19 protein-coding genes are annotated in these 23,798 nt (G+C 52.7%); 13 read left to right on the forward strand and 6 right to left on the reverse strand.

All coding sequences use genetic code 11. The features are described from left to right. Positions 1-150: 150 nt before the first annotated feature. Positions 151-1,275, forward strand: a complete 1,125-nt coding sequence (locus tag OQ371_RS10655; protein WP_265993747.1) for a hypothetical protein — start codon at positions 151-153, stop codon at positions 1,273-1,275. Between the two features lie 85 nt (positions 1,276-1,360). On the opposite strand, the gene OQ371_RS10660 is transcribed toward OQ371_RS10655, so the two are convergent. Continuing rightward, positions 1,361-2,767 carry a cellulase family glycosylhydrolase gene (locus tag OQ371_RS10660; protein ID WP_265993748.1) on the reverse strand — a complete coding sequence of 469 codons (1,407 nt, stop codon included), beginning with the start codon at positions 2,765-2,767 and terminating at the stop codon, positions 1,361-1,363. Positions 2,768-2,999: 232 nt separating this feature from the next. Here OQ371_RS10660 and OQ371_RS10665 point away from each other — a divergent pair, with 232 nt between their 5' ends. Continuing rightward, positions 3,000-3,407, forward strand: a complete 408-nt coding sequence (locus OQ371_RS10665) for a DUF4332 domain-containing protein (protein WP_265993749.1) — start codon at positions 3,000-3,002, stop codon at positions 3,405-3,407. A 73-nt stretch (positions 3,408-3,480) separates the two neighbouring features. On the opposite strand, the gene OQ371_RS10670 is transcribed toward OQ371_RS10665, so the two are convergent. Both OQ371_RS10670 and OQ371_RS10675 read right to left on the reverse strand, forming a co-directional pair. Beyond that, positions 3,481-5,415, reverse strand: a complete 1,935-nt coding sequence (locus OQ371_RS10670; protein WP_265993750.1) for a histidinol-phosphatase — start codon at positions 5,413-5,415, stop codon at positions 3,481-3,483. Between the two features lie 158 nt (positions 5,416-5,573). Beyond that, positions 5,574-5,765, reverse strand: a complete 192-nt coding sequence (locus OQ371_RS10675) for a cold-shock protein (protein ID WP_111627449.1) — start codon at positions 5,763-5,765, stop codon at positions 5,574-5,576. A gap of 583 nt (positions 5,766-6,348) precedes the next feature. On the opposite strand from OQ371_RS10675, the gene OQ371_RS10680 reads away from it, so the two are divergent. Next, positions 6,349-7,974 carry a S8 family peptidase gene (locus OQ371_RS10680; protein ID WP_265993751.1) on the forward strand — a complete coding sequence of 542 codons (1,626 nt, stop codon included), beginning with the start codon at positions 6,349-6,351 and terminating at the stop codon, positions 7,972-7,974. Positions 7,975-8,004: 30 nt separating this feature from the next. Here OQ371_RS10680 and OQ371_RS10685 read toward each other — a convergent pair whose 3' ends face one another. The 3 genes from OQ371_RS10685 to OQ371_RS10695 form a co-directional block, all read right to left on the reverse strand. Further along, positions 8,005-9,531, reverse strand: coding sequence for a T9SS type B sorting domain-containing protein (locus tag OQ371_RS10685; RefSeq protein ID WP_265993752.1), 1,527 nt, complete (start codon positions 9,529-9,531; stop codon positions 8,005-8,007). A gap of 90 nt (positions 9,532-9,621) precedes the next feature. Continuing rightward, complete coding sequence (locus tag OQ371_RS10690) at positions 9,622-10,848, reverse strand: heparan-alpha-glucosaminide N-acetyltransferase domain-containing protein (RefSeq protein ID WP_265993753.1); 1,227 nt, start codon at positions 10,846-10,848, stop codon at positions 9,622-9,624. Between the two features lie 23 nt (positions 10,849-10,871). After that, complete coding sequence (locus OQ371_RS10695) at positions 10,872-11,684, reverse strand: ThuA domain-containing protein (protein WP_265993754.1); 813 nt, start codon at positions 11,682-11,684, stop codon at positions 10,872-10,874. Positions 11,685-12,215: 531 nt separating this feature from the next. Between OQ371_RS10695 and OQ371_RS10700 the strand changes: the two genes are divergently transcribed. The 10 genes from OQ371_RS10700 (at position 12,216) to OQ371_RS10745 (ending at position 23,791) form a co-directional block, all read left to right on the forward strand. Then, complete coding sequence (locus OQ371_RS10700) at positions 12,216-13,337, forward strand: FecR family protein (protein ID WP_265993755.1); 1,122 nt, start codon at positions 12,216-12,218, stop codon at positions 13,335-13,337. Between the two features lie 131 nt (positions 13,338-13,468). After that, a complete protein-coding gene (locus tag OQ371_RS10705) occupies positions 13,469-13,933 on the forward strand; it encodes a RidA family protein (protein WP_265993756.1) in 465 nt (154 codons plus the stop codon). Positions 13,934-14,006: 73 nt separating this feature from the next. Next, on the forward strand, positions 14,007-15,224 hold the full coding sequence (locus OQ371_RS10710) for a PLP-dependent transferase (RefSeq protein ID WP_265993757.1): 1,218 nt from the start codon (positions 14,007-14,009) through the stop codon (positions 15,222-15,224). 4 nt (positions 15,225-15,228) lie between these two features. Continuing rightward, positions 15,229-16,482, forward strand: coding sequence for an amidohydrolase/deacetylase family metallohydrolase (locus OQ371_RS10715; protein ID WP_265993758.1), 1,254 nt, complete (start codon positions 15,229-15,231; stop codon positions 16,480-16,482). Between the two features lie 34 nt (positions 16,483-16,516). Continuing rightward, a complete protein-coding gene (locus OQ371_RS10720) occupies positions 16,517-18,265 on the forward strand; it encodes a PQQ-dependent sugar dehydrogenase (protein WP_265993759.1) in 1,749 nt (582 codons plus the stop codon). 104 nt (positions 18,266-18,369) lie between these two features. Then, positions 18,370-18,810 carry a c-type cytochrome gene (locus tag OQ371_RS10725; protein ID WP_265993760.1) on the forward strand — a complete coding sequence of 147 codons (441 nt, stop codon included), beginning with the start codon at positions 18,370-18,372 and terminating at the stop codon, positions 18,808-18,810. Then, complete coding sequence (locus OQ371_RS10730; protein WP_265993761.1) at positions 18,807-20,276, forward strand: PQQ-dependent sugar dehydrogenase; 1,470 nt, start codon at positions 18,807-18,809, stop codon at positions 20,274-20,276. The genes OQ371_RS10725 and OQ371_RS10730 overlap by 4 nt, the downstream gene beginning before the upstream one ends. A 33-nt stretch (positions 20,277-20,309) precedes the next feature. After that, entirely contained in the window at positions 20,310-21,590 is a 1,281-nt protein-coding gene (locus OQ371_RS10735; protein WP_265993762.1) for an amidohydrolase/deacetylase family metallohydrolase, read from the forward strand. Between the two features lie 124 nt (positions 21,591-21,714). Continuing rightward, the gene (locus OQ371_RS10740) at positions 21,715-22,821 is read left to right on the forward strand and encodes a bile acid:sodium symporter family protein (RefSeq protein WP_374761442.1); all 1,107 of its coding nucleotides are present in this window, start codon (positions 21,715-21,717) and stop codon (positions 22,819-22,821) included. A gap of 67 nt (positions 22,822-22,888) precedes the next feature. Next, entirely contained in the window at positions 22,889-23,791 is a 903-nt protein-coding gene (locus tag OQ371_RS10745) for an SMP-30/gluconolactonase/LRE family protein (RefSeq protein ID WP_265993763.1), read from the forward strand. The last annotated feature ends 7 nt before the right edge of the window (positions 23,792-23,798 follow it).

Genomic DNA, 23,798 nt, shown 5'->3' on the forward strand with positions numbered 1-23,798 from the left:
TTATATGCTTTTACTTGTTGGACAGCCGGTATTCTTGAAGGGCCTGTGGATAAATTATGGTACATTTCTTGTCGCGAGTCCGTACATACGCTTGTGTATTTATGTTTTATGAAATATATTGCGTGTACACACAAATAAACTTTATTGGTAATGAAACGAATAATACTTGTAACGGTGATGTTACTGGTCAGTCTATTGGGCTGGAGCCAGGATCTGGACTGGGGAGATTATCCGGAAGGAGAGTTTTCCTATACTTTCACGAATATCGGAAACATTCCGGTAGATGCTACGGTGACAGTTACGGGGATGGTTGGGTCTTTCTACACCGACTACCCGCGTCCATCTGTCAGAGGGTTGGAGCTGAATAATAACTTTCTGACCAACGGAAATTCGGTTTCCTTAAAAGTTACCTTCTCGCAGCCGGTCAGTAACCTTAACTTCAATCTGCTCGACATCGACCGGATTGACGGCGATAGCCAGTACCAGGATTTAGTGACGGTTGTAGGAGCCAATCTCGGAACACCGGTTACGCCAGCGATTGGCTCTGCTTCGACCAACACGGTTACCGGTAATGCCATTCTGGGTACGAACAGTGTCGAAGATTATGCTGCCAATTCGATTAGCTTCAGTACGCCCGTTACCGAAGTAACCATTCAGTATTTTGCGGGTCCTGACTGGGACGACCCCAAAAGACAATTCATCTATATCACCAATTTCAACTGGGCTGACGCGGTTCTGCCGGTTCATCTGGTGGATTTTGCCGGAAGAAGCGTTGACCAGCAGGTGCGCCTGGGCTGGCAAACCACCTACGAAGCCAACAGCGACTACTTCACCATCGAACGCAGCCCGGATGCCCGGGCCTTCGAAGCCATCGGACGGGTAGCCTCCAAGGGCTTCTCGGAAAGCCTGCAGACCTACGGTTTTTCGGATGCCGCTCCGCTGAAAGGCACCAACTACTACCGCTTGCGGCAGGTGGATCGGGATGGCACCTATGCTTATTCAAAGATTGTGGCGGTGGGCTATGATGCTCAAGGAGTTTACTTTGAGGTGGTGGTGCTTGAGGGGGCTCGTCTTCAGGTGGAGACCAATGCTCCTGAACCGGTGTTCAATCTGGTGGATGTTCGGGGCTTGCCCAGCCTGCGGCAGGTGGAGCGCGCAGGCGCTAACAAGTACATCCTGCAAGTTTCTCCAACGGGCCTGGCTACGGGTGGGTTAAAGATTGTTCAGATGCGGTCAGGGAATTTCTCCTACGTCAGGAAGGTACTGGTCAATTAATTCCAGACGAAATTCTTCTTTGAACGGAAGGCTCTGATGCCCGAAAATAACCGTTTCCCGCTCCCGGCTATGGGTTGGGAAACGGTTATTTTGTTAGTGTAATAGCCAGATCAGCCCCGAAAGCCGGCGTTATCAGCGTTGTTGAACCGCCGGGATGGCGAAGCTTTCTACGGTTTTTTTGACCCGTTTCCGGTTCCACAAAAGTAAGCTTGTAACGTCCGGCGGGTAACGTCAGCGTTAGGTTTAGGGATTGCCGCTCTTTTGGGTGATTACCGTTATAGACATATAAAGCGTACTGTTTACCGGCTTCGCTGAGCGCATGAACCCGTACCCGGGCTGGTAACGAACCGCTCAGAAGGACCGAATCCGGCTGCATTCGGATAAAATCCAGATTCTCCATAAACGCTTTCAGGTAACCCAACTGCCGCCGGAGCGCCGGGCTGCCGCCACCGGGCGATTTCGCTCCTGGTTTATAAGTACCATCGGGTGCTACGGTCGTGAAAGAGTAATCCAGGTTATTGTACAAACCGCCCCCGGCCAGCAGAAACTCCCAGCCTTCTTTGCGGTAGGTCGAGTCGGCAATACCCCGAAAGCCGGTTTCATTGTCGCCAATGACTTTATTCAAGCCGTAATTCAGGGGAACGGTTTTAGGGGGCGTTGCGTAGTGGAAATTAAAGACCGATACCGCCGGATGCGGCTTTTCAATTTTGGCCGAGCCGTTGGCGATATTCTGCGTAATCAGGTGTTTATTGGAGAGGTTTTTCTCCGTTTCAACAAGGATGTCGGCAATGTGGTGTTGCCAGTTCATCTGGACTCCGCCGAAATACGGTTCGTTACAGATTTCGAACAGCACGTTGTCAAAACCATTCAACTCCGTTACCATTTTTCGAACCAGCGCTTCCTGAACCGCCAGCAATCCGCCGTTTTTGTCAAGCGTGTAGACCTCATTCCGACCAACTTTTCCAACGCTATTGATGTTGTTGGCGGCATTCATCGGACTGATGGTCCACATTTTTTCCTCATAAAACGGGCAGAAGAGCGCCAACTCGACGATAATACCGCGTTGTTCGGCTGCCGACACAAACGTTTTCAGCCGCTTGAAATAAGCTTCATCCCAGCGCGAAAGGTCAAATTTGTTGCCCCCCAGCGCGTATCCGTTCTGCTCGCTGCGGGGCCAGGGGCAACTATACCGTCCGGCTTCCGGGGCCATCGTATTGTGCTCAATTCCAAAATCACCGGGAGCCTCGCGGTAGGCACCGGTAAAAGTTCGGGTCAGGTTCAGACCATCTTTCTGAAGCGTATTTAAATATGTAATGAAGTCAAAGTCCAGATTCAACACGGAGCCGTAGTGCTCGCCCGACGTAATCAGAACCGTTGGTTTACCTTTATAGCTAAAATAATGCGGGTTGGCCGGATGCAATTGAAGGGGCTGGGCTAAAAGACCCCCAGTTAGCCAGGGTAGTAAAAAGGTCATCAGGAAACGAATTCTCATAAAAAGGGGTGTCAGTCGGTCGGGTATGGTTAGTTTTCTTGTTTGGCTCGCGGAAGGCTCACTTTGATCGGGCAAGTTACAATTTTATGGCAACTCGTCGACTCATGGCTTTTCTGTTTTAAAATCCGGGTTCGCGATTGAGACGGAGGGCTCTAACGGATGCCGGACTTAAGTCGTTACTTTCTAGAAAAATATCGTCCAAACAATGGATTACTTTTAAACCACGTAACACATGAGCTTACCCGTTAGCGAACTTAAGGGCATCAGTGATGCCGTACTCAATGTCTTTGAAGCCCAGGGGTTAACCAACAGTGATGCATTGCTGGCCGCGGCCAAAACTCCCGCCGGTCGAAAGCAACTGGCTTCGGTGGCCGGGGTCGACGCCAGCGTTATTCTGGCGTTGGCCAACCGGGCGGATCTGGCCCGCATTAGTGGTATCGGCAGCGTTTACAGCGACCTTCTTGAAGAAGCCGGGGTGGATACGGTTAAGGAGCTGGCGCATCGTTCGCCGGAAAACCTGCACGCGAAAGTCAATGAAATCAATCAGGTCCGTCAACTGACTCCGCGCCCGCCATCATTGGATCAAATCGCCAGCTTTGTCAATACCGCAAAGGAGTTACCCGCCGGTCTGGAATATTAATAGAAGCCAAAAAAGCCCATCAATAAGTAATATGGGCTTTTTTGATTTAGTCTTTACGACAGACGTCTCGCCATCAGGGTTTCCCTTTCAAAAGTAAAAAATCCCGTACAAGCTCCAGTTGGTCGGTGCTGAGAAAATCGGCACCAGCTTCCCGGAGTTTCGACCAGACCGCCGGATCCTCCGGGCAGGCCCAAAGCCGTAGTTTCTTTCCTTCGGCATGAACCCGCTGCACCAACTGCTTCAGCTTCTGGAACTGATCTTCCGGCATCGGCCCCTGGCCACGCCAGTGGAGGTGATTGCCGTACGAATCGCTCACCACCGGCATCAGCTCCGGGCTGAAACCCTGGCCCAGGTCGGCAGGCCGACCGTCAAGACCCGCGAACCGTTCCCGAGCTCTCTTCAGCGTTTCAATCGGGCGGTTACCGGAGATAAAAACCGTCACAGCACCCCGCCTGCAACGGTTTCCCCGGCAGGAGGTCAGGATGGACCGGTATCGTTGCAGAAGCTTTTCCAGCGTCCGGTACGTACTATCGGCCCCCGTTTTGAAGTCGATCATCAGGTAAATCGGGCCGGAGTAATTTGGGTAGATGTTGCCATTATTCTGCCGGGCCCGTTCGGCCAACGGACGCAGGTACAAATTCTCGAGCGTCCGATCCACATTCCAGAAAGCAGGTCGGTTGTGGGCAACGTACAAGGTGTCGTTCCGGGCATAGACATCCGCTTCTACACTGGTAAAGCCGTGGTCGAGCGCATCCCAGAGCGGCCGGGATTGTTCGTAATCGTTGTGGGCGTGCGCATTGGGCAGCGGCACCACGCTGGCGATTGGGGGCGGGGTTTGTAACCGGGCGATGGGCTGCGTCCAGGCGGTTTCGACATCACCCGGTTCGAACGGGTTGTATTTGGGCTTGCTGGAGATAATTTTGGCGCGAACCAGCCATTCATCCGTAATGTCATAGCGGGCTTCCGTCCCTGTCAACTCCCGAAGGACTTCCGCCTTATTTCCGCCTTTCCGGATACCAATAAACTGAATTTTGTATTTCACATCCGGCTCTGCTTTGATTTTGAACGCCAGCGTGGCGGCCGTCTGCGTTACGTTTTCCAGCGTGACGCCCGTGGTGGCGTAAAACCGGGCCGCTTCCAGGGCTTCAATGAGGGTGTGGGGCTTCAAGTCCGGCGCGTTGACCATGACCCAGGCCCGACCCGAATTGCTGTACGTGGGTCCGAAAAAATGGTAATGGTGGCTGTCATCAGTAGCCAGGCCGAACATCAGCGGCCGGCCCTGTTGGAGAAAATGCAGGTTGATTTTATCCCACATCGACTCGGTACCTTCGCGGGTGCTGTCGCCGTAGTTGTGAACCTGCGGGTGGCCATTAAAAACCTCAAAAAACCGTTCGTGTCGGAGTTGCATCAAGTCATTGGCCGTAATGGCATAATGAAAATTGGGGTGGTTGATGTGCGGAAACATGGGCTGTCCGGTTTGCCGTCGTTGCGCCACAACAGCGTCGATGTTATTCTGCATCACCTCCGCCACGCTGTTGCCCGGCAGGGGGCGCAGTAAATTCTGCACATTAGTCACGTTGATGTGGATCGGTTTGCCCTGGTAGCCGGTCGAAACCTCTTCGCTTTTCAGAATCAGGAATTTACCGGGTTCTTCAAAATAGCTCCGGTATTCACTCAGGGGCTTCAAACGCACCTTCAGCGAATCGTTAGGGCCGGTTTCGTACTTTACCCAGTCAGGGCCGAAGGTTCGCAGATACCGTTCAAACCCACGACGGCGTTCGGGGGCGCGGGGCACTTTAATCCAGCGTTCACCTTCCTGCAACGTGTTGTGATCCGACAAGCCGATGAAATGGTAACCGTTGGCTTTGTACCAGTTCATGATCATTTCGGGATAGTCGTCGCCGTCGCTCCAGAGCGAGTGAGTATGCAGGTTGCCTTTGTACCAGTTCTGGGCCTGGGCCAACGGGGCCGCAATAAGAAGAACGAGGGAAAGAATACCGAGTCGCATAGTGTAGAGTGGATGCACCCGGGAAAGTGACGGAGAGGGGATTTCTAACCGGATCCAAGATCGGTTTAACAGAAAGTTTACCGGACCAAATCCCTAAAAACAAAAAAGAACACACCCGGAGGCATGTTCTTTCATCGTTTCATTATTATATCTTCCGATTAAATAACTTCTACGTTAACGGCGTTCTGACCTTTTTTACCTTGTTCAACTTCGAATTGAACTTTGTCATTCTCGCGAATTTCATCGATCAAACCGGATACGTGAACGAAGATATCTTTGTCTGAGTCCGAAGGGGTAATGAACCCGTAACCTTTGAGTTCATTGAAAAATTTAACAGTTCCTGTTTGCATTAGAATTAAATTTAGAAAGTCAAAAGTAAGAAAAAATTACGTCATAGCCGCGCAATGCCCTACTTATTTTTGAAAATACTCACGTGACAGGCCGTTCTGCTCATGAGCCGACGTGCTGAAAACTAGCATAAGAGAAACTTGTACGACATCATCGTGGTAGCAGGTATCGAATGCGTAGCGTTTTTTTGCCTCCTGAATTAATTGGTTCAGAACTAGGAGCTTTTTCAAGTGATGGTCGTTCTATTCAATGGTTTTTGGTTCGTTGATTGATGCCAGACTACCACATCCAGCCACCCGGAACGATGAAGGAGATTAAGAAAAATGGTTGAAATGGATGACGTTATAGCCGAAGCACGACTGGTAATGGGGCCTAAAAGCGGAGCAATCAAAAAAAGACTGGTTTTACATCGCTTTGTAAAAGAGGCTTTTATCCCCTCCATTGGGTGAAATTGCCGAATCAGGATCTAATTTTTAACGAAACATACGGCAATCTGCCCGTGATTCGTTATAATACGTTGTTACCAACACGAACACAGATTCAATTTCGGTTGTTACCAAATCATTAACTGATAAATTCTACTTTATGGCGTTCAAAACGTTTGTATTTCGACTCCTGAGTCTGTATACAATCATCCTGGCTGGTTCTACCCTGAGTCTGGCTCAATCTTCCCAATGGTTTCATCTGGATGCAAAAACCGACAGCGTTTGGGGAATCAGCACCGACCGAACCTACCGCGAACTGCTCAACAACCGCAAACCGACGCCAGTCATTGTCGCCGTAATTGACGGGGGCATTGACTCTACCCACGAGGACCTGAAACGAATTTTATGGACCAATCCGAAAGAAATTCCCGGTAACGGTATTGACGACGACAAAAATGGTTACGTTGACGATGTCCACGGCTGGAATTTTATTGGCGGTAAAGACGGTCGGAACGTTCAGTACGAAACCGCCGAAGTAACCCGGCAATACGTCCGGCTGCGTTCGCAGTACGAAGGCAAAAAACGGTCGCAACTGAAACCGGCGCAGCAGAAGGAATACGACCTGTTTGTGAAGTACAAGAAGGACGTGGAGAAGAAACGCGCCGAATATCAGGAACAGTACCAGTCTTACAGCAGCTTCAGCAATCAGTTGGTCACCATCATCAGTGGTTTGAAAAATGCGCTGGGCGTTTCCAAACTGGATACCGCAACTCTGCGCAATCCGGCCACCGACAACGATTTTGTAAAAAAAGCAGCCGCAGCCCTCTACGAAATGACAGCCGCTCAGGGTTTTGCGCAGGCCGAAGATATTCAGGATGAGTTGACCCGGGGGCTGGAAGACCTCAAGGCCAAAGCGGAATATGCTTACAACCCGGACTACGAAAGCCGTTCGATTGTGGGCGACAACCCCGACGATCTGACCCAAACCAACTACGGAAATCCTGATATTACGGGTCCTGACCCCCTGCACGGCACCCACGTTGCCGGTATCATTGCCGCCGACCGCACCAACAACCTCGGTGTTCTGGGCGTGGCCGATCAGGTCAAAATCATGGGCGTTCGGGCCGTTCCCGATGGCGACGAACGCGACAAGGATGTGGCAAATGCCATCCGGTACGCGGTCAACAATGGGGCGCAAATCATTAACATGAGCTTCGGCAAAGACGTATCACCCCAGCGCAAAGCCGTTGACGACGCCATGCGGTATGCGCTCTCGAAAGGTGTTCTGCTGATTCATGCCGCCGGTAACGACAATAAATTGCTGGACACAACGGCCAGCTTTCCGGCGGATCGGTTTATGGACGGTTCTGCCATTCCAAATCTGATTACGGTGGGTGCCGTAACGGCGAAGAATGATGAGCACCTGGTCGCGTCGTTCTCCAATTACGGTCGTAAAACCGTGGATGTGTTTGCCCCGGGAATGTCAATTTACTCCACTACCCCGAAAAACGGGTACGACAACCTGAGCGGTACGAGCATGGCGGCTCCGGTGGTTACCGGCATTGCCGCGGTGTTGAAATCGTACTTCCCGAAACTGACGTATGCCGACCTGAAACGAATCATCGAAAAATCGGCGGTGGTACAGAACCGGAAAGTACTGCGTCCGGAATCCGACGAGCTAGTGAACTTCACCGATCTGTCGAAAACCGGGGCTATTGTGAATTTATACGAAGCCGTCAAACTGGCGCAGGCCGAAGAAGCCGCGTCTGCGGAGAAAAAAGGGTGACGGTTTCGCCAACGATAACAGCGGGGAGCACTAGCGAATCAGGCTAAGTGCTCCCTTTTTTTGTTGCGCTGAAAAGCCGTTGCCCTGCCGCAAATCGTAATAAATCTGCCAGCCGTAGATGCCAATCGGACACGCTTTGCCCTGGTAAGTACCATCCCATTCGAAGGGGAATTGAGTGGTGTAAAAAATCAATTCGCCCCAGCGGTTGAAAACAGCCAGACTTTTCAGGGTAATGTCACCGCAGGCCAGCGGTTGAAAACGGTCGTTCTGACCGTCGGCATTGGGTGTAAACAGATCCGGTGTGTGAACCACGCATCCGCAATCGCTGTACGAAACCCGAACGGTGTCGCTGACGGTTGCGCAGTCGTTGGTTACCGATGCCCGAAACTGACCGGAGTTGCCAACCGTTCGTTCGATTTCCGGCGTCTGATCCTGCCAGCTAAACTTCCCCTCGGCGTATTCCGGCCTGATCGTAAACACCTCCGCACCGCAAAGGTTCTGATCCAGGCCCAGGTTTAAGCGGGGCGGTAACACGTACCGAATTTGAATGGTGTCGGCGACCACGCAGCTTCCCTGTTCGATCTGTAGGCTGTACGTTCCGGCCTGCGTAACCGGGTACGCAGTCATTCGGGAGCCGTCCTGCCAGTGGTAAATGGGCGGTAGGTTGGGTGGCGCTTTGAGGGTAAATAACTGACCTTCGCAGAGGGTGGTGTCGCGGCCCAGATCAAAATCAAGAATGTAACTGACCTTGATGGTATCGTGCAGCACTTTGCAGGGAGTGGTTACAGTAACCGAATACGTGCCGGGTTTGTTGACCAGAAAAGTAGGCGACGAGCTGCCATCCTGCCACCGATAGTCGGTTGCGCCGGGCGTGGTGGCGTTGAGCCGCAGGGTGCTTTTGCGGCCACAGAGCGTCGTATCGCGGCCCAGGTCGGTTTCGATCGGCAACAGTGATACATCGTCGATGAAGAGATAGAAAAAGCCCAGAAAAGCGGGCGACTTTTCGTAACTCCCGATGGTTACAAACCGCTCTCCACCTTTGGCCTTAACGTAACCTGAAATCTGTTCCCAATGCAGTTTTGGAATGCCGATATCCAAAGCTTGATCCAGAACCTGCGGATTGGCGGTAAATAGTTCTTTACCGGCCGACTGAAGAGGATTTTCGGAAAAATGAGCGCCTATCGTGCCCGTCAGGTAGCGGGATGGGGTCGGGGTGGCGATAAACAATTCAAAAAAATAACACTCGCCCGCTTTCAGCGGCTCTTTCAGCGGAGCGGCCAGGTATTCCGACCAGTTTGCGTCCAGAAACAGCCGGGCCAATCCCTGGCCTGTGTGGGGCGGCAACTCCATCTGGGCGGACGGGAAACACTGGTGGTAAAAATCGGGTGAAGCGCCGTTGGGATTGAACCAGGGAGTTGCTTCCTTCAGAAGATTATCCTGGCGGGGGCAGTTCCGGTATTCCTCAAAACCGCCGTTTGGAATCAAGTTCTGGGCTATTCCGATTTCGGGCAGGAAAACTACCAGCCAACCTATCCATTGAACCACCCTCCTGAACATGATTTCCGTCCTTTTTCAAAAGCTACATTTCTGTGTCGAACGGATGTAATATAAGGTCTTTTCGGGAAATTTTGGTATTTGTCAAGGAGTTTATAGTTTCAGTCGAACGCCCGCTTTGCCGAGCAGGCCCGTAATCCAGACGCAGAGCAACGCAAACAGAAACGATTTCAGCAGGCCCATACCGCCGTTCAGCAGGAAGGACGGGATGCTGATACCGAGAAAATAAGTTGTGGCGTAGGCGAAATAGGGAATCAGGTAGCAGAGCAGCGTGTCCGTACCGGCGGGTTTAATGAAACTGAACCAACGGCTTTGACCCCACACATCCGCAATCCAGTAAATGAGCGTAAAAGCAAGCAGCGTGAACGCACTGCACAGAAACAGCCAGGCGGGGGTTTCACCCAATTTGGCCAGCCCCCAGTACGGCCGGGTCAGTACCGATAAACCGACCAGGGCAAGCGCCGTAGCCAGGAAAAGCAGCGTCATTTGCCGGTTATCGGCTTTTTTGCGGTAATACTGAAATAAGGTAGCGATCACAACACCGCCCATGCTCAGGCCCACCAGCGTACCGTTCCGGATGGCACCCGGAATAAAATCGACCGCATCCGGGAGCAAACTTGCGTGCGCGATTAGGCTCAACGCGGCAAAACCCAACCAGGCCGCAACCAGAACGCCAATCCGGTTACGGGCGAAAACCGTCACGAGGGCAGCCACCAGATACGACCACCCAATCAGACCCAGAATGCCCCACCAGTGCGTTTCGAAGCGGGTAGTCTGGTCATCTTCACCACCGCGGTAAAGAAACGCCAGCACCAGCAGGGTGAGCCAGCCAACGGTTTTCAGTCCCACAACGAGCGCTTTTGGAGCTGTTTTTGGGTACAGATTCCAGATCAGAATGAACGATAGGCACGAAAGGACGTTCCACAGAAGCCGCGGTATTCCCGTTGCTTCGGCATTGATGGACTCGCCGTTGACCAGAAAAAGGCCCATCGTCAATAATCCCAGCGACCGAAAGAGTACATGACCCACGAGTTGCCGGTCGGTGTCGCCTTTTTTTCGCCGGTTGTCGATGGCAAAAGGCAGCGACATGCCAACGATGAACAGAAAGGCCGGAAAAACCACGTCGGCTAGCCCAATGCCGTCGACCCCCTGCGGTACGTGTTCGAGCCAGGCCGGGATGTTTTCCAGTGACCACAAATCGTTGACAAAAATCATCAGGACCATCGTCAGCGCCCGGAGGATGTCGATGGCGCCCACCCGCGCCGGATTCGGGGTGCTCAACGCCGGAATCGGGGACGATGCGGTTTCGGTCTTGTTCATTGGTGTAAATGGGGGTTAGCAGGTTAACGGAGGGCGGTTTCTTTACGGCCCGACGCCCAGCGAATGGCGTTTCGGAAGATGGTTTGGAACGCTTCGTTCTGGAATAAATCGGGATGGTGGCCCATAAAGATGTAAATATTCCGGGCTTTCATTCTCTCGTTGGACCAGATTACCGGATGGTCGCCCCCCATCTTGATGTCCGAATCCGGCTCGTAAGTCGATTCGTCGACGGTAGCCAGTACCTTGACGTTCGGCCGCGGGTTTTTATTGTACGTATACCATTCCTCCTTTTCTACTTCGAAGGTGGGCGGTATTCCTTTCAGGACCGGATGCGCTTTGGCTTCCACATGAACCGTCGCTTTTGCAAAGCCGGGGATGTAATTCTTGTACCGGATGCCACCCATAAACTCCGAAAACCAGGGCCACATCGGATACCCATCAAATTCGCCCAGAAGCGTGGCGTGGTGAAACCCCACCCAGCCGCCCCCTTTGCCCTCGCGGATGTATTTCTCAAAAGCCGCCTTGGCCGTATCGGTCCACATGTAGGGCGGGTAATTCAATTGAATAAACACCTGGTACGTAGCGAGGAAGGCGTCGTTGATCGGCTCGGTGTTTTCGATGTAATCAAGGGTGAAATTTTCCTCCGCAGCCAGCTTTTGAAGCCACGTTTTAGCCGCAGCGACGAAAGGAGCATGGATGCCCCCATCTTTTTCCGCCATCGCCAGAACCCGAAAAGCCGGTTTTTTATTCTGACTCCAGGCCGTATTGGAGAGAAGTGTAAATGCCAGCAGGCAGCAAATAACCGAGTGAATAAAATGACTCTTTTTTACGTACATGAATCGTTGATCAAGTGAACTTTACGGGCCAATTCTGTATATAGTTCTTTCCTATAAAACAAAATCAAAATCCGGAATAGGGAGATTCGCAATAGTTGAGCTGTAAGGTAAGGCTATTATTTGTAAATACGGAAAAATGGCTACTATATCTATTCATTATAAAAGGGTATACTGGTTTTTAGAGCCTGTAAAAAAAATGTGTTGGTTTTTGTTACGAATACGTTAGACTCGTTCTTTTCTCAGACTTTCTACGTACCTAATTTTCGATTGTTCGTGTGCTTTTCGATTGACTGTTAGCCGATACCATAATTTATAACTTGAGCAGAGTGATGAAGTCTACCAGTAATTCGGTGCTTCGACGTACCTGTTGACGCCGGTTCTTTTTTTGCACACCGAAGGTGGGAATCCTGTATAGTAAATCGGACTGGAGGATTGGGTTGTTGAAAATTCGAAATATAATTTTGGAAAATAGGGTATTGGCCGCACAGTCTTGCATCTTTACAAGCAAATAGCAAAGCATTACCGTTTCGTATGCAGGATTACCGGAATTTTGAACCTGAAGAATTAGCCATAGATCTGTCTTTTCAACGTTGGAAACTGTTTAACGACCCCATTGCAAGCAACTTCTGGAAAGACTGGCTGGTTGAGAATCCGGACAAAAAAGAGCTGGTCGACAAGGCGCATTACCTGCTAAACGCGCTTAACAGCGCCTATTCGCAGTCAACAAACGACCGGATTTCAATCTCGGATCGGGAGATTCAGTACGAAATTCAGCGGTTGCATCAAGCAATCGATACCCAGCCGGAGTCAGTAGTAAAGCGGTTCCGGTTTGCGCCCTGGCAGTACGGGATTGCCGCCAGCATCCTGATTGTAATGGGCCTTTTCTGGCGGTACTCAATTCATCCGCCCTGCACTAAAGTTGACGTAACGTATAGCGAGTTGATAACGCAGACTTCCAAACCACTGCTGGAGGTAAGTAATGAAAATACAGGGCCTCGATTAGTGCGTTTGCCCGATGGTAGTACGTTGTTGTTAAAGTCAGGAGGGCGGGTTAGTTATCCGAAAAACTTTCAGGGAAATATTCGTGAAGTATACCTGACCGGCGAGGGTTTTTTTGAAGTGCATAAAGATCCGTCAAGGCCGTTTTATGTATACGCCAAAGGGCTCGTAACGAAAGTACTCGGTACCAGTTTTACCGTGCAGGCATTTGAAAGTGACAAGCAGGTTAAAGTTGTGGTTAAAACCGGAAAAGTGTCGGTTTTTGCCCGTAATGAAACCGCCTTAACGCAGCATAAAGAAGATACCAAGCTCGAGGGGATTGTTCTGACGCCCAACCAGCAGGTTGTCTTCTCACCCACCAATACGCGCATCATCAAAAGCTTGGTTGAAGAACCAGCTCTACTGACCAGTGCCGCTCAGAATCAGCCGTTTCGTTTCAAAGGAACTCCGATTTCTGACGTTTTTGCAACCCTCGAAAAATCGTACGGGGTCAAGATTGTATTTGACGAGGAAGTCATGAAGTCCTGTTACCTAACGGCTGCGCTGGACGATGAGCCGCTTTTTGAGAAACTGGATTTAATCTGTAATACCATCAGCGCCCGGTACGAGCAGCTCGATGCCCACATCATTATCGATAGTAAAGGCTGTCAGTAGCTACGAATACGCTTAATTGTCAGAGTACCAAGTCATACTTTGTTAAAAAGTAAGTTGACAATGAGTAAGATTGGATAGATTCAAGATTTATTTATCATTTATTAACCATCCATTTATTCTTTGACTTTCTAATGAAACCACAACGCCGATCCCTTTTAAAACGACTATTTGCCTCTGTAGCCGGTGCAACGGGCCTGGGCATGGCTGCTTCTAAAGCCGAAGCAAGTGCAGCCGCTCCGCAGAAGGAAGCCTTCAATATCGTCACGGAGCAGGATGTTCCGCTGTTTTCGGGTTCAACCAAATTTGGAAACCTGGTTTTTGTGGCTGGCAAAGGCTACCACAAAGAAGGCGACATCCGGGTGCATACCGATGAAGTGCTGAAAGAACTGGAAAAAGAATTGATTAAAGCCGGTTCTTCAATGGATAAGGTGCTGAAAGTAAGCGTGTTCTTGCACGATCTGAACGACTACAAAGCCATGAACGAAGTGTACAAAGGTCGCTTTGGCAATAAACCACCGGTACGCACAACGGTAGCGGTTTACGGCGGGGTTCCGGGCGATTCGCTGGTCGAAATGGATTGCATTGCTTATATCTAATTCAACTGTTGCACTCCCGCCCGGGTCGCTGCCGGGCGGGAACTGCTCCCTAATTTATTAGCTAACCCATTCCATGATCAGCAGAAGAAGTATACTCAAACGATTATCCACCATGCCGCTGTTGGGCGGTTTGGTAGGCACAGCAACGCCACTTTCAACCCTGGCTTCCACCGCCGTGGCGCCCCGGAATCTGGCAAAGGAACTGGGCATCCGAACGTTCATTAATGCCGCCGGAACCTACACAGCCATGACGGGTTCGCTGATGCCGGAAGAAGTGCTGGAAACCATCCAGGCTGCTTCCAAAGAATTTATGATGCTTGACGAGGTGCAAACCAAAGTCGGTGAAAAAATTGCGGCCGTTACCCACGCTGAATCGGCGGTTGTAACGGCGGGCTGCTTCTCGGCCATGACGCTGGGGCTGGCGGGCGTACTGACCGGGATGGACCAGAAAAAAGTGGAAGCCCTGCCCCACCTGGAAGGAACGGGCATGAAGTCCGAAGTAATTATTCAGAAAGGCCACAATGTCGGCTATTCCCACGCGCTGACCAACACGGGGTGCAAAATGGTTTTCGTGGAAACCGTCGAGGATGTGGAGAAGGCCATCAGCGAGAAAACCGCCCTGATGTGGTTCCTGAACATCCAGTCGGATAAGGGCAAGATCATGCACCAGGAGTGGGTGAACCTGGCCAAAAAACACAACATCCCGACGATGATCGACATTGCCGCCGACGTGCCGCCGGTCGAAAATCTTTGGAAGTTCAACGACATGGGCTTTGATCTGGTTTGCGTATCGGGCGGGAAAGCCATGCGCGGTCCGCAAAGCGCGGGTATCCTCATGGGCAAAAAAAACCTGATCGATGCCGCCCGGCTGAGCATGCCGCCCCGCGGGTCAACCATCGGCCGCGGTATGAAGGTGAACAAGGAAGAAGTGCTGGGCATGTATGTTGCCCTCGATCGCTTCGTGAAGCAGGATCAGCAGAAAGAATGGCAGATGTGGGAAGACCGCGTGACGCACATTTCCGATACCGTCAAGAAAGTAGCCGGGGTAAAAACTGAAACGTTCCGGCCAGAGCTCGGAAACCACACGCCGACGCTCCGGATCACCTGGGAACCGGCCAAAGTGAATCTGACGGTAAAAGCCCTGCAGGAAAACCTGCGCAACAGCGATCCGTCCATCGAGATCGTTGGCGAACAGAACGGTATCAGCCTGACAACCTGGATGCTGAAGCCCGGGCAGGAGAAAATCGTTGCCAGCCGGTTGAAAGAAGAATTATCCAAAGCCGCCGTCTAGGAGCATGCAGAAGTCGCTTTTCGCTCTTTTCATGGCCTGTTTCATCAGTAGTTTGGCGCAGGCCCAAACGTACAGCATCGTTATCAAAGGCGGTCAGGTTATTGACCCAAAAAATAACATCAATGAGGTGATGGATGTGGCCATTAACGACGGCAAGATTGCGTTGCTGGCTAAAAACATCGATGCGCGTCAGGGCAAGCAGGTCGTCAACGCCAAAGGCATGTACGTCACGCCCGGCCTGATTGATCTGCACGGCCACGTTTATTTTGGCACCGAACCGAACCACTACCTCAGCAATGGTCTGACAGCGGTGGTCCCCGACGGTTTTACGTTCCGCGTGGGCGTAACGACCATCGTCGACGCGGGCGGGGCGGGGTGGCAGTCGTTCCCAACGTTCAAAAAGAACATTATTTTTTCGTCCAAAACGCGGGTGCTTTCGCTGCTGAACATTGTCGGGGAAGGCATGCGGGGTGGCAACTGGGAGCAGGACACCACCGACATGGACCCCAAAATGGCCGCGGCCATGGCCCTGGGTAATCCGAATGACGTGGTGGGATTCAAAGTGGCGCACTTTACGGGCGGCACCTGGACCCCCGTTGACCGGGCCGTCGAAGCCGGAAAGCTGGCCAACATGCCGGTGATGATTGATTTCGGAATGCACGATCCCCCGCTGTCGGTGGAAGAACTGTTCATAAAACACCTGCGCCCCGGCGATATTTTTACGCACACGTACACCCTGCTGGAAGGCAACGTCCGGGAGACGATCGTAGACGAAACCACCGGAAAGCTGAAACCGTTTGTCTGGGAGGCTCGCAAAAGAGGCATTGTTTTCGACGTGGGATACGGCGGAGCCAGCTTTAATTATTCGCAGGCCATTCCGGCCATCAAAGCCGGTTTTTACCCGACCACCATCAGCACCGATCTGCACACCGGCAGTATGAACGGTTCGATGAAAGACATGCTGAGTGTCATGTCCAAATTCGTCGTTATGGGCGTTCCGGTTGCCGATGTGATTAAGGCCAGTACGTGGACGCCAGCGCAGGTTATCAAACGTGAAATTCTGGGCCATCTTTCGGTGGGGGCCGTTGCCGATGTGGCCGTCCTGAACATGCGTGAAGGCAACTTTGGCTTTTACGACAAAACCGGCTACCGGATGGAGGGTAAAAAGAAATTTGAGTGCGAAATGACCATTAAAGGCGGCAAAATTGTGTACGATCTTAACGGAATTGCGAACCCGATCGTGGTCAGGCAAAATTGATCCTAACTTTCACTGTAGCTCCCTTAATCTTTGAATGTCACACATGTACAAAAAAAGTCTTGCGCTGGCTCTGCTAGCCATCGTCGGGTTTGTTCCGCACGATGAGACGGCCCATAACCTGCCGGTTCAGACGGCGGAAAACGGCGGCCTGTTCCTGCCCGAAGGCTTCGAAGCCACGGTTGTGGTGGACAGTCTGCCCGGTCGGGCGCGGCACCTGGCCGTCAACGACAACGGTGATATTTACGTAAAAGCCCGGTTTGTCCGGGAGCCGGGGGAGTCGGTGATTGCCCTGCGCGATACCAACGGCGATGGCCGCGCCGACATCGTCAAGCGGTTCGGTGGTCATGCCCGCGAACGGGCGTACGGTACCGGGATGCGGATTCACAACGGTTACCTGTATTTCAGCTCCGAGCTGTTTGTGTACCGCTACAAACTGACACCGGGTAAGCTGGTGCCGGAAAGTCCGGAAGAAATCATCGTGAAGGACGACCATCCCCACGGAATGCACGAACACATTGCCAAGCCGCTAACCTTTGACGACAAAGGGCATATTTACGTTGCCTACGGTGCTCCCTCCAACGCCTGCCAGGAACGGAACCGGATTCCGAGTTCACCGGGGATGACGCCCTGCGCGATGCTGGAAGACCACGGCGGCATCTGGCAGTTCGATGCCAACAAAATCGGGCAAACCCAGAAAGACGGCCGTCGGTATGCCACCGGCTTACGGAGCGTCGTGGGGATGGACTGGAACCACGCCGACCAGACGCTGTACGCCCTGCAACACGGCCGCGACGACCTGCTGATGCTCTGGGCCGGAGTCTACTCGCCCTGGCAGAGTGCGGTGTTGCCGTCGGAGGAGTTTTTGCGGATTAAAGAAGGGGCCGATGGAGGCTGGCCGTACGTTTATTACGACCAGATGCAGGGCAAAAAAGTCCTGAATCCGGAGTACGGTGGAGATGGGGAAGAGATCGGCAAAGGGGGCCAGTACGAAAAGCCAATCATTGGCTTTCCGGGCCACTGGGCACCGAACGACATTCTTTTCTACCAGGGTAACCAGTTTCCGGATCGCTACAAAAACGGTTCGTTTATCGCGTTCCACGGTTCGACCAACCGGGCGCCTTATCCGCAGGCGGGGTATTTCATCGCGTTTGTTCCCGCCAAAAAAGGCGTTCCATCGTCGTCCTGGGAGGTGTTTGCGGACGGTTTTGCGGGCGTTGATCCGGTGGTGAACGTGAGCGATGCGGTGTACCGGCCAATGGGTATCGCGATGGGTCCCGATGGCTCGCTGTACCTGGCCGAAACCGAAAAAGGGAAAATCTGGAAAGTGACTTACAAAGGCGACAAGAAGAAGTTTGGCCCGGCGCAACTGGCGCAGATGGAAAAACGAAAAACCCTGTCGCACATCCGGACGCCCGACGAGGTAAAGGACAATCTCGATAAAGACAAACCCGTATTGGGCAGTAAAATCTACGGAATTTATTGCCGGGCCTGCCACCAGCGGAACGGTCTGGGGGATTCGCAGCGATTCCCGCCCCTCTCGGAGTCGGAGTGGGTGGTGGGCGACAAAAAGCGCCTGATCGAAGTCCTGCTGAAAGGGCTGGAAGGTCCGATTGAAGTAAAAGGCCAATCGTACAACAACGTGATGCCGCAGCACGATTTTCTGAAGGATGCGGAAATTGCTGAGGTGCTGACGTTTATCCGGCAAAATTTCGCCAATTCGGCCAGCGCCATCACCACTGAGGAGGTCAGCGCCGTTCGGAAAGAGATCAAAGACAAAAAGTAATGCCGGGCGGAATCGCCCGAGCCGATACAAAGACCCACCACGGTTTCAGCCGTGGTAGGGTCAAACCAGACTGACTATTCTTGACGGTTAACATTAATTGATCCATGCGTTCCTACAACTTACTGATTGCCGGTTTTGTCGCGTTGGGGTGTCTCGGTGTAATGGGGTTCACGGCTAATCTGCGGCAGGATGATCCGAAACAGGACCGTTGGAAAGCACCGACCTGGGCCGATACGTTGAAAAGTCATTACCCGACGGAGCCGTTGACGCTGGCACAGGGCGAGGAGCTTTTCATGGAATTCTGCTCGTCCTGCCACGGCGAAACCGGTCTGGGGGATGGGGCCGCGGGTCGGTCGCTGGGTGAAAAACCCGCCAATTTTCACGACCCAAACGTGAAGGGCCAAACCGACGGCGCGCTGTTCTGGAAACTATCCAACGGTCGGGGAAATATGCCGCCCTTCAAAGACGTTTTTTCGGAAGAGCAACGCTGGCAATTAGTGGCTTACCTTCGTAAGTTATCCGCTCCTAAGACCGACAATAAATGAAAACCCTGACCTCTTTACGGAAACAATTCGGCCTGCTGGCGACGGCTCTCTGCTGTCCGGTACTGCTTTACGCGCAGAGTCAAGAAGCCAAAACGCTGATTCCGCCCACGGCCCTGCGGCCCGACATTAAAGTGGAGCATTTCCTGGCGGTCGGTCCCGAAGCCGTGCGGCTAATTCAGCATCCGGTGACCGGCGATCTGTATTACACCACGTTCACGGGCGATGTGTTCCGGGTTAAAATAAACGGGCAGCCGCCGGTGGCCGAGAAAGTGTTTTCGGCGGCCGACCACGGTATTACGCGCTTGCAGGGAGCGGCTTTCCTGAAAAATACGCTGTTTCTGGCCGGTAACATCAGCGTCAACGACAACAAAGGCACAAAAGGCCGAATGGTGCGTTACGATCTGGCGTCGGGCGACAAACCGGCCATGACGGTGGTGTTCAATACCGTTGAATACGGAACCAACAAAACCACCTTCGATCACGGCTGGAACGCGCTGGAAATCAGCCCGGACGGAAAATACATTTACGTTAACACCGGCGCCCGCACCGACCACGGCGAGGTGCAGGACAACGGCGGGGTGTATCCAAACGCCCGCGACAACGCCCTGACGGCCAAAATCTTCCGGTTCCCGGTGGGCGTTAAAGATCTAGAACTGCCGGACGACGAAGCCAAATTGAAAGCCGACGGTTACATCTACGCCGTAGGCATCCGGAATGCCTACGACATGGCGTTTGACGGGAATGGCAACCTGTTTGCCGTTTCCAACTCCGGCGACTACGACCACGCCGAAGATATGTTCTGGGTGCGGCAGGGGCATCATTACGGGTTTCCGTGGGTGATGGGGGGCGGTATCGACAACCCGCAGCAGGATCCCAACTGGCAGCCCGATCCGGAGAAAGATCCGTTCATGAGCAAGTTTGCCCACGCGTGGCTGATGCGCTATTTCCGGAACGACCCGGATTTTCCGAAACGACCCACTAACATCAAGTTTACTGGTCCGGTGCTGAACATGGGCCCGGACGCCAACGAATACCGCGACCGCGCTACGGGGCTGGTGATGGACGGCGATTCAACGGGCGTGGGAGTCGGAACGTTTAACGCACACAGTTCTCCGCTGGGCTTGTTTTTCGATACCAAAAAAGCACTGGCCGACGATTTCAAAGGCGACGGTTTTGTGATCCGGTATTCGGGACCGCGCCGGAATTCGACCATCGTGAACCCACTGAAAAAACAGGGCCGCGACCTGCTGCACCTGGATATGACCTACAACAAAACCACGGATAATTATACGGTTAAAACCACCCGCATCGTCGACGGTTTTACGGAGCCGACCGACGCTCTGCTGGTGGATAATACCGTGTACATCATCGAATACGGCGGTAAAGGCGGTAACATCTGGAAGGTTACCCTGCCGGCGGATTCAAAAATGGCGAAGAAAAGCCGGCGAAAAGAAGCCAGGAAATAAGCAGTATGCTTTTGTTTAACTAACCTAATACCCATGAAGAAACTATTTTTCTTTGCGTTTGCGCTCTGCATGGCCGTCAGCGAACTGGCGCTGGCGCAGCCTTACCACATTGTCATTAAAAACGGGCACGTCATTGACCCGAAAAATAACGTAGACGCCATTATGGACGTGGCGATTCAGGACGGTAAGATTGCGAAAGTGGCCAAGTCCATCGACGCAACCGGTGCCCGGCAGGTGGTCAACGCCAAGGGCTTGTACGTGACGCCCGGTCTGATCGACATTCACACGCACGTCTTTTTCGGTACCAACATGGACCAGACGTACAGCAACGGTCCGAATGCTCTGCCGCCCGACGGGTTTACGTTCCGGAACGGGGTGACGACCATCGTTGACGCGGGCTGTTCGGGCTGGCGCGATTTTGAAGCGTTCAAGAAGCAAACCATCGATGCCTCGCAGACACGCGTGCTGGCGCTGCTGAACATTGTCGGCAGCGGGATGCGGGGCGGCAATTTCGAGCAGAACATCGAGGACATGGACCCGAAGGCGACGGCGGAAATGGCGAAGAAATACCCCGATCAGGTTGTGGGGGTTAAACTGGCGCACTTCAACGGGTACAACTGGACCCCGACCGACCGGGCCGTGGAGGCCGGAAAGCTGGCGGGCAAACCCGTCATGATTGACTTCGGGGGGAGCAAACCAACGCTTTCCATCGAAGAATTGTACCTGAAACACCTGCGTCCGGGCGACATTTTTACCCACTGCTTTGGTCAGTTGGGAACCCGGGAGCCCATTCTGGACGTGGCGACGGGCAAGGTGAAACCGTTTGTCTGGGAAGCACAGAAACGCGGAATAATCTTCGATGTGGGCTACGGCGGAATCAGCTTTGCGTTCTCGCAGGCCATTCCGGCCTTGAAGGAAGGCTTTTTTCCGAACACGATCAGCACGGATATTCACACCGGCAGCATGAACAACGCCATGAAAGACATGCTGAACGTGATGTCAAAATTCCTGGCGATGGGCATGGACCTGAAAAGTGTGATTAAAGCCAGCACCTGGGCACCGGCGCAGGCCATCAAACGGCCCGAACTGGGCAGCCTGACCGAAGGTTCCGAAGCCGATGTCGCCGTTCTGGACCTGCTGGACGGAAAATTTGCGGTGCGGGATGTGGGCCATTTCGGATTTTTCGATTACACCGGTCATAAAATTGAAGGCAAGCAAAAACTGGCCTGCGAGATGACCATCCGCAAAGGCCGGATTGTTTACGACCTCAACGGTATTGCCGAGCCGGTCGTCGTTCGCCAGCGGCCGCAGTAGTGCCTTTTTGTTTTCCGGTTGCGGTTTTCCCAGGGTCCGACCACGAGACTTCTGTTGCCGAAAACCGTAACCGGAAAACCGTTATATTTGGGAATGTATTTCCTAAACCTTCTGAGAAATTACCATGTATAAACTTATTCTGGGACTGGCGGGGGTTTGTCTGCTGGTGGCATTGGCACTCATGGTCAGCGGTAATCTGCCGATGGCTGGTCCTTTTCTGATTGCCTTCTTTCTGTCCGTTGCGATTGGCTTCCGGGGATACCCAAACCTGAAAGGTTTTTCGTATACAGTCGTCATTTTTGCGGCTGTCACAACGGCGTTGTACTACCCGCAGTACTTCGTCTCCGCGGGCGATTTCAAGTTCAGCACGCTCATTACCCCCCTGATTCAGCTCATCATGTTCGGGATGGGAACGTCCATGAGTTTCGACGACTTTGTGGGCGTCATCCGGATGCCGAAAGGGGTTTTAATCGGGGTAGTTAGCCACTTTATCATTATGCCCAGCATCGGGTATTTTCTGGCCAGCATCAGCGGACTGCCGCCGGAAATTGCCGCCGGTATCATTCTGATCGGTTGCTCGCCCAACGGGATGGCTTCCAACGTCATTTCGTATCTGGCCAAAGCCAACCTGGCCCTGTCGATCACCATTACGGCCGTATCGACCATGATGGCGCCTTTCATTACGCCAGTCTTGATGAAACTGCTGGCCGGGGCCTTCGTTGAAATCGACACCGTGGATATGATGATTGACATCGCGAAGATGGTTATCATTCCGATTGGCGCGGGGCTGCTGTTTAACAAGTTCCTCAGTGGCCGGGCCGCCTGGCTGGATAATCTGATGCCGTTTGTGTCGATGTTCGGGATTGCCTTTATCATCGTCATCATCACCGCAGCCGGTCGGGATAGTTTGCTGACCATCGGACCGCTGCTGCTGGGTCTGGTGCTGATTCACAACCTGTCGGGATACTTCCTGGGCTACTGGTCCGGCCGGCTCTTTGGTATGAACGAGCGCGATTGCCGTACGATGGCGATTGAAGTCGGGATGCAGAACGGTGGTCTGGCTTCCGGCATTGCCAAGGAAATGGGTAAAATGGCCACGGTTGGCCTGGCTCCGGCCATTTTTGGACCGTTGATGAACATCACGGGTTCCATTCTGGCGTCCTGGTGGCACAGCCGTATGCCGAAAGAAGAGCGGGAAGCGGTCCAGGAAATGGAATACCGCCGTCATTGACGATCACCAAAAACCGTATGTTCTGCCCCGCAACCTGCGGGGCAGAATTTTAATAAATCCTGTACGAATGAATAAAGTTACGCTGGCTCTTGCCACCTCGTTAACCGGTCTGGTTTTTATGGCTGCCAATACCGCTGAAGACCTGTTTAAATCCACGGTTTTTACGCCCGCCAACGGGTTCACTTCCGGCGTCGAAGGCCCGGCGGTAGATAAATCCGGGACGGTTTACGCCGTTAATTTCTCCAAACAGGGCACCATCGGGCAGATTACGCCGGGCGGAGAAGCCAGCGTATTTGTCGAACTGCCCGAAGGCAGTATTGGCAACGGCATTCGCTTCAACAAAAAAGGGGATATGTTTATTGCCGATTATCCCAAACACAATATTCTGAAAGTGGCTGCGGGGACCAAAACCCTGAGCGTTTTTGCCAACGAACCACGCATGAACCAGCCCAACGACATTGCCATCGACGGCAAAGACCGGCTGTACGCGAGCGATCCGAGCTGGAAAAATAACACCGGCAACATCTGGCGCATCGACACGGACGGCCAGGTAACGCTGCTGGAAGATAACATGGGCACAACCAACGGCATTGAAGTAAGCCCCGACGACAAGCAGCTGTATGTCAATGAGTCCAACCAGCGGAAAGTGTGGGTCTACGATTTGTCGGCAGACGGAAAAGTAAGCAACAAGCGCCTGCTGATCGAATTCCCGGATTTCGGCATGGACGGGATGCGCTGCGACGCCGACGGCAATTTATACATCGCCCGGTTTGGCAAAGGAACGGTCGCGAAGGTATCGCCCGCAGGCAAGGTGATCCAGGAAGTTCAGTTGGTCGGCAAACGGCCCACAAACATCTGTTTTGGGGGTAAAGACGGCCGTACCGCCTACGTCACGCTCCAGGATCAGGGGAATCTGGAAAGCTTCCGGGTCGATAAGCCGGGCCGGGAGTGGGCCATGCGGAAGAAATAAAACTAAG

Source organism: Larkinella insperata (genome assembly GCF_026248825.1).
Taxonomy (GTDB): domain Bacteria; phylum Bacteroidota; class Bacteroidia; order Cytophagales; family Spirosomataceae; genus Larkinella; species Larkinella insperata.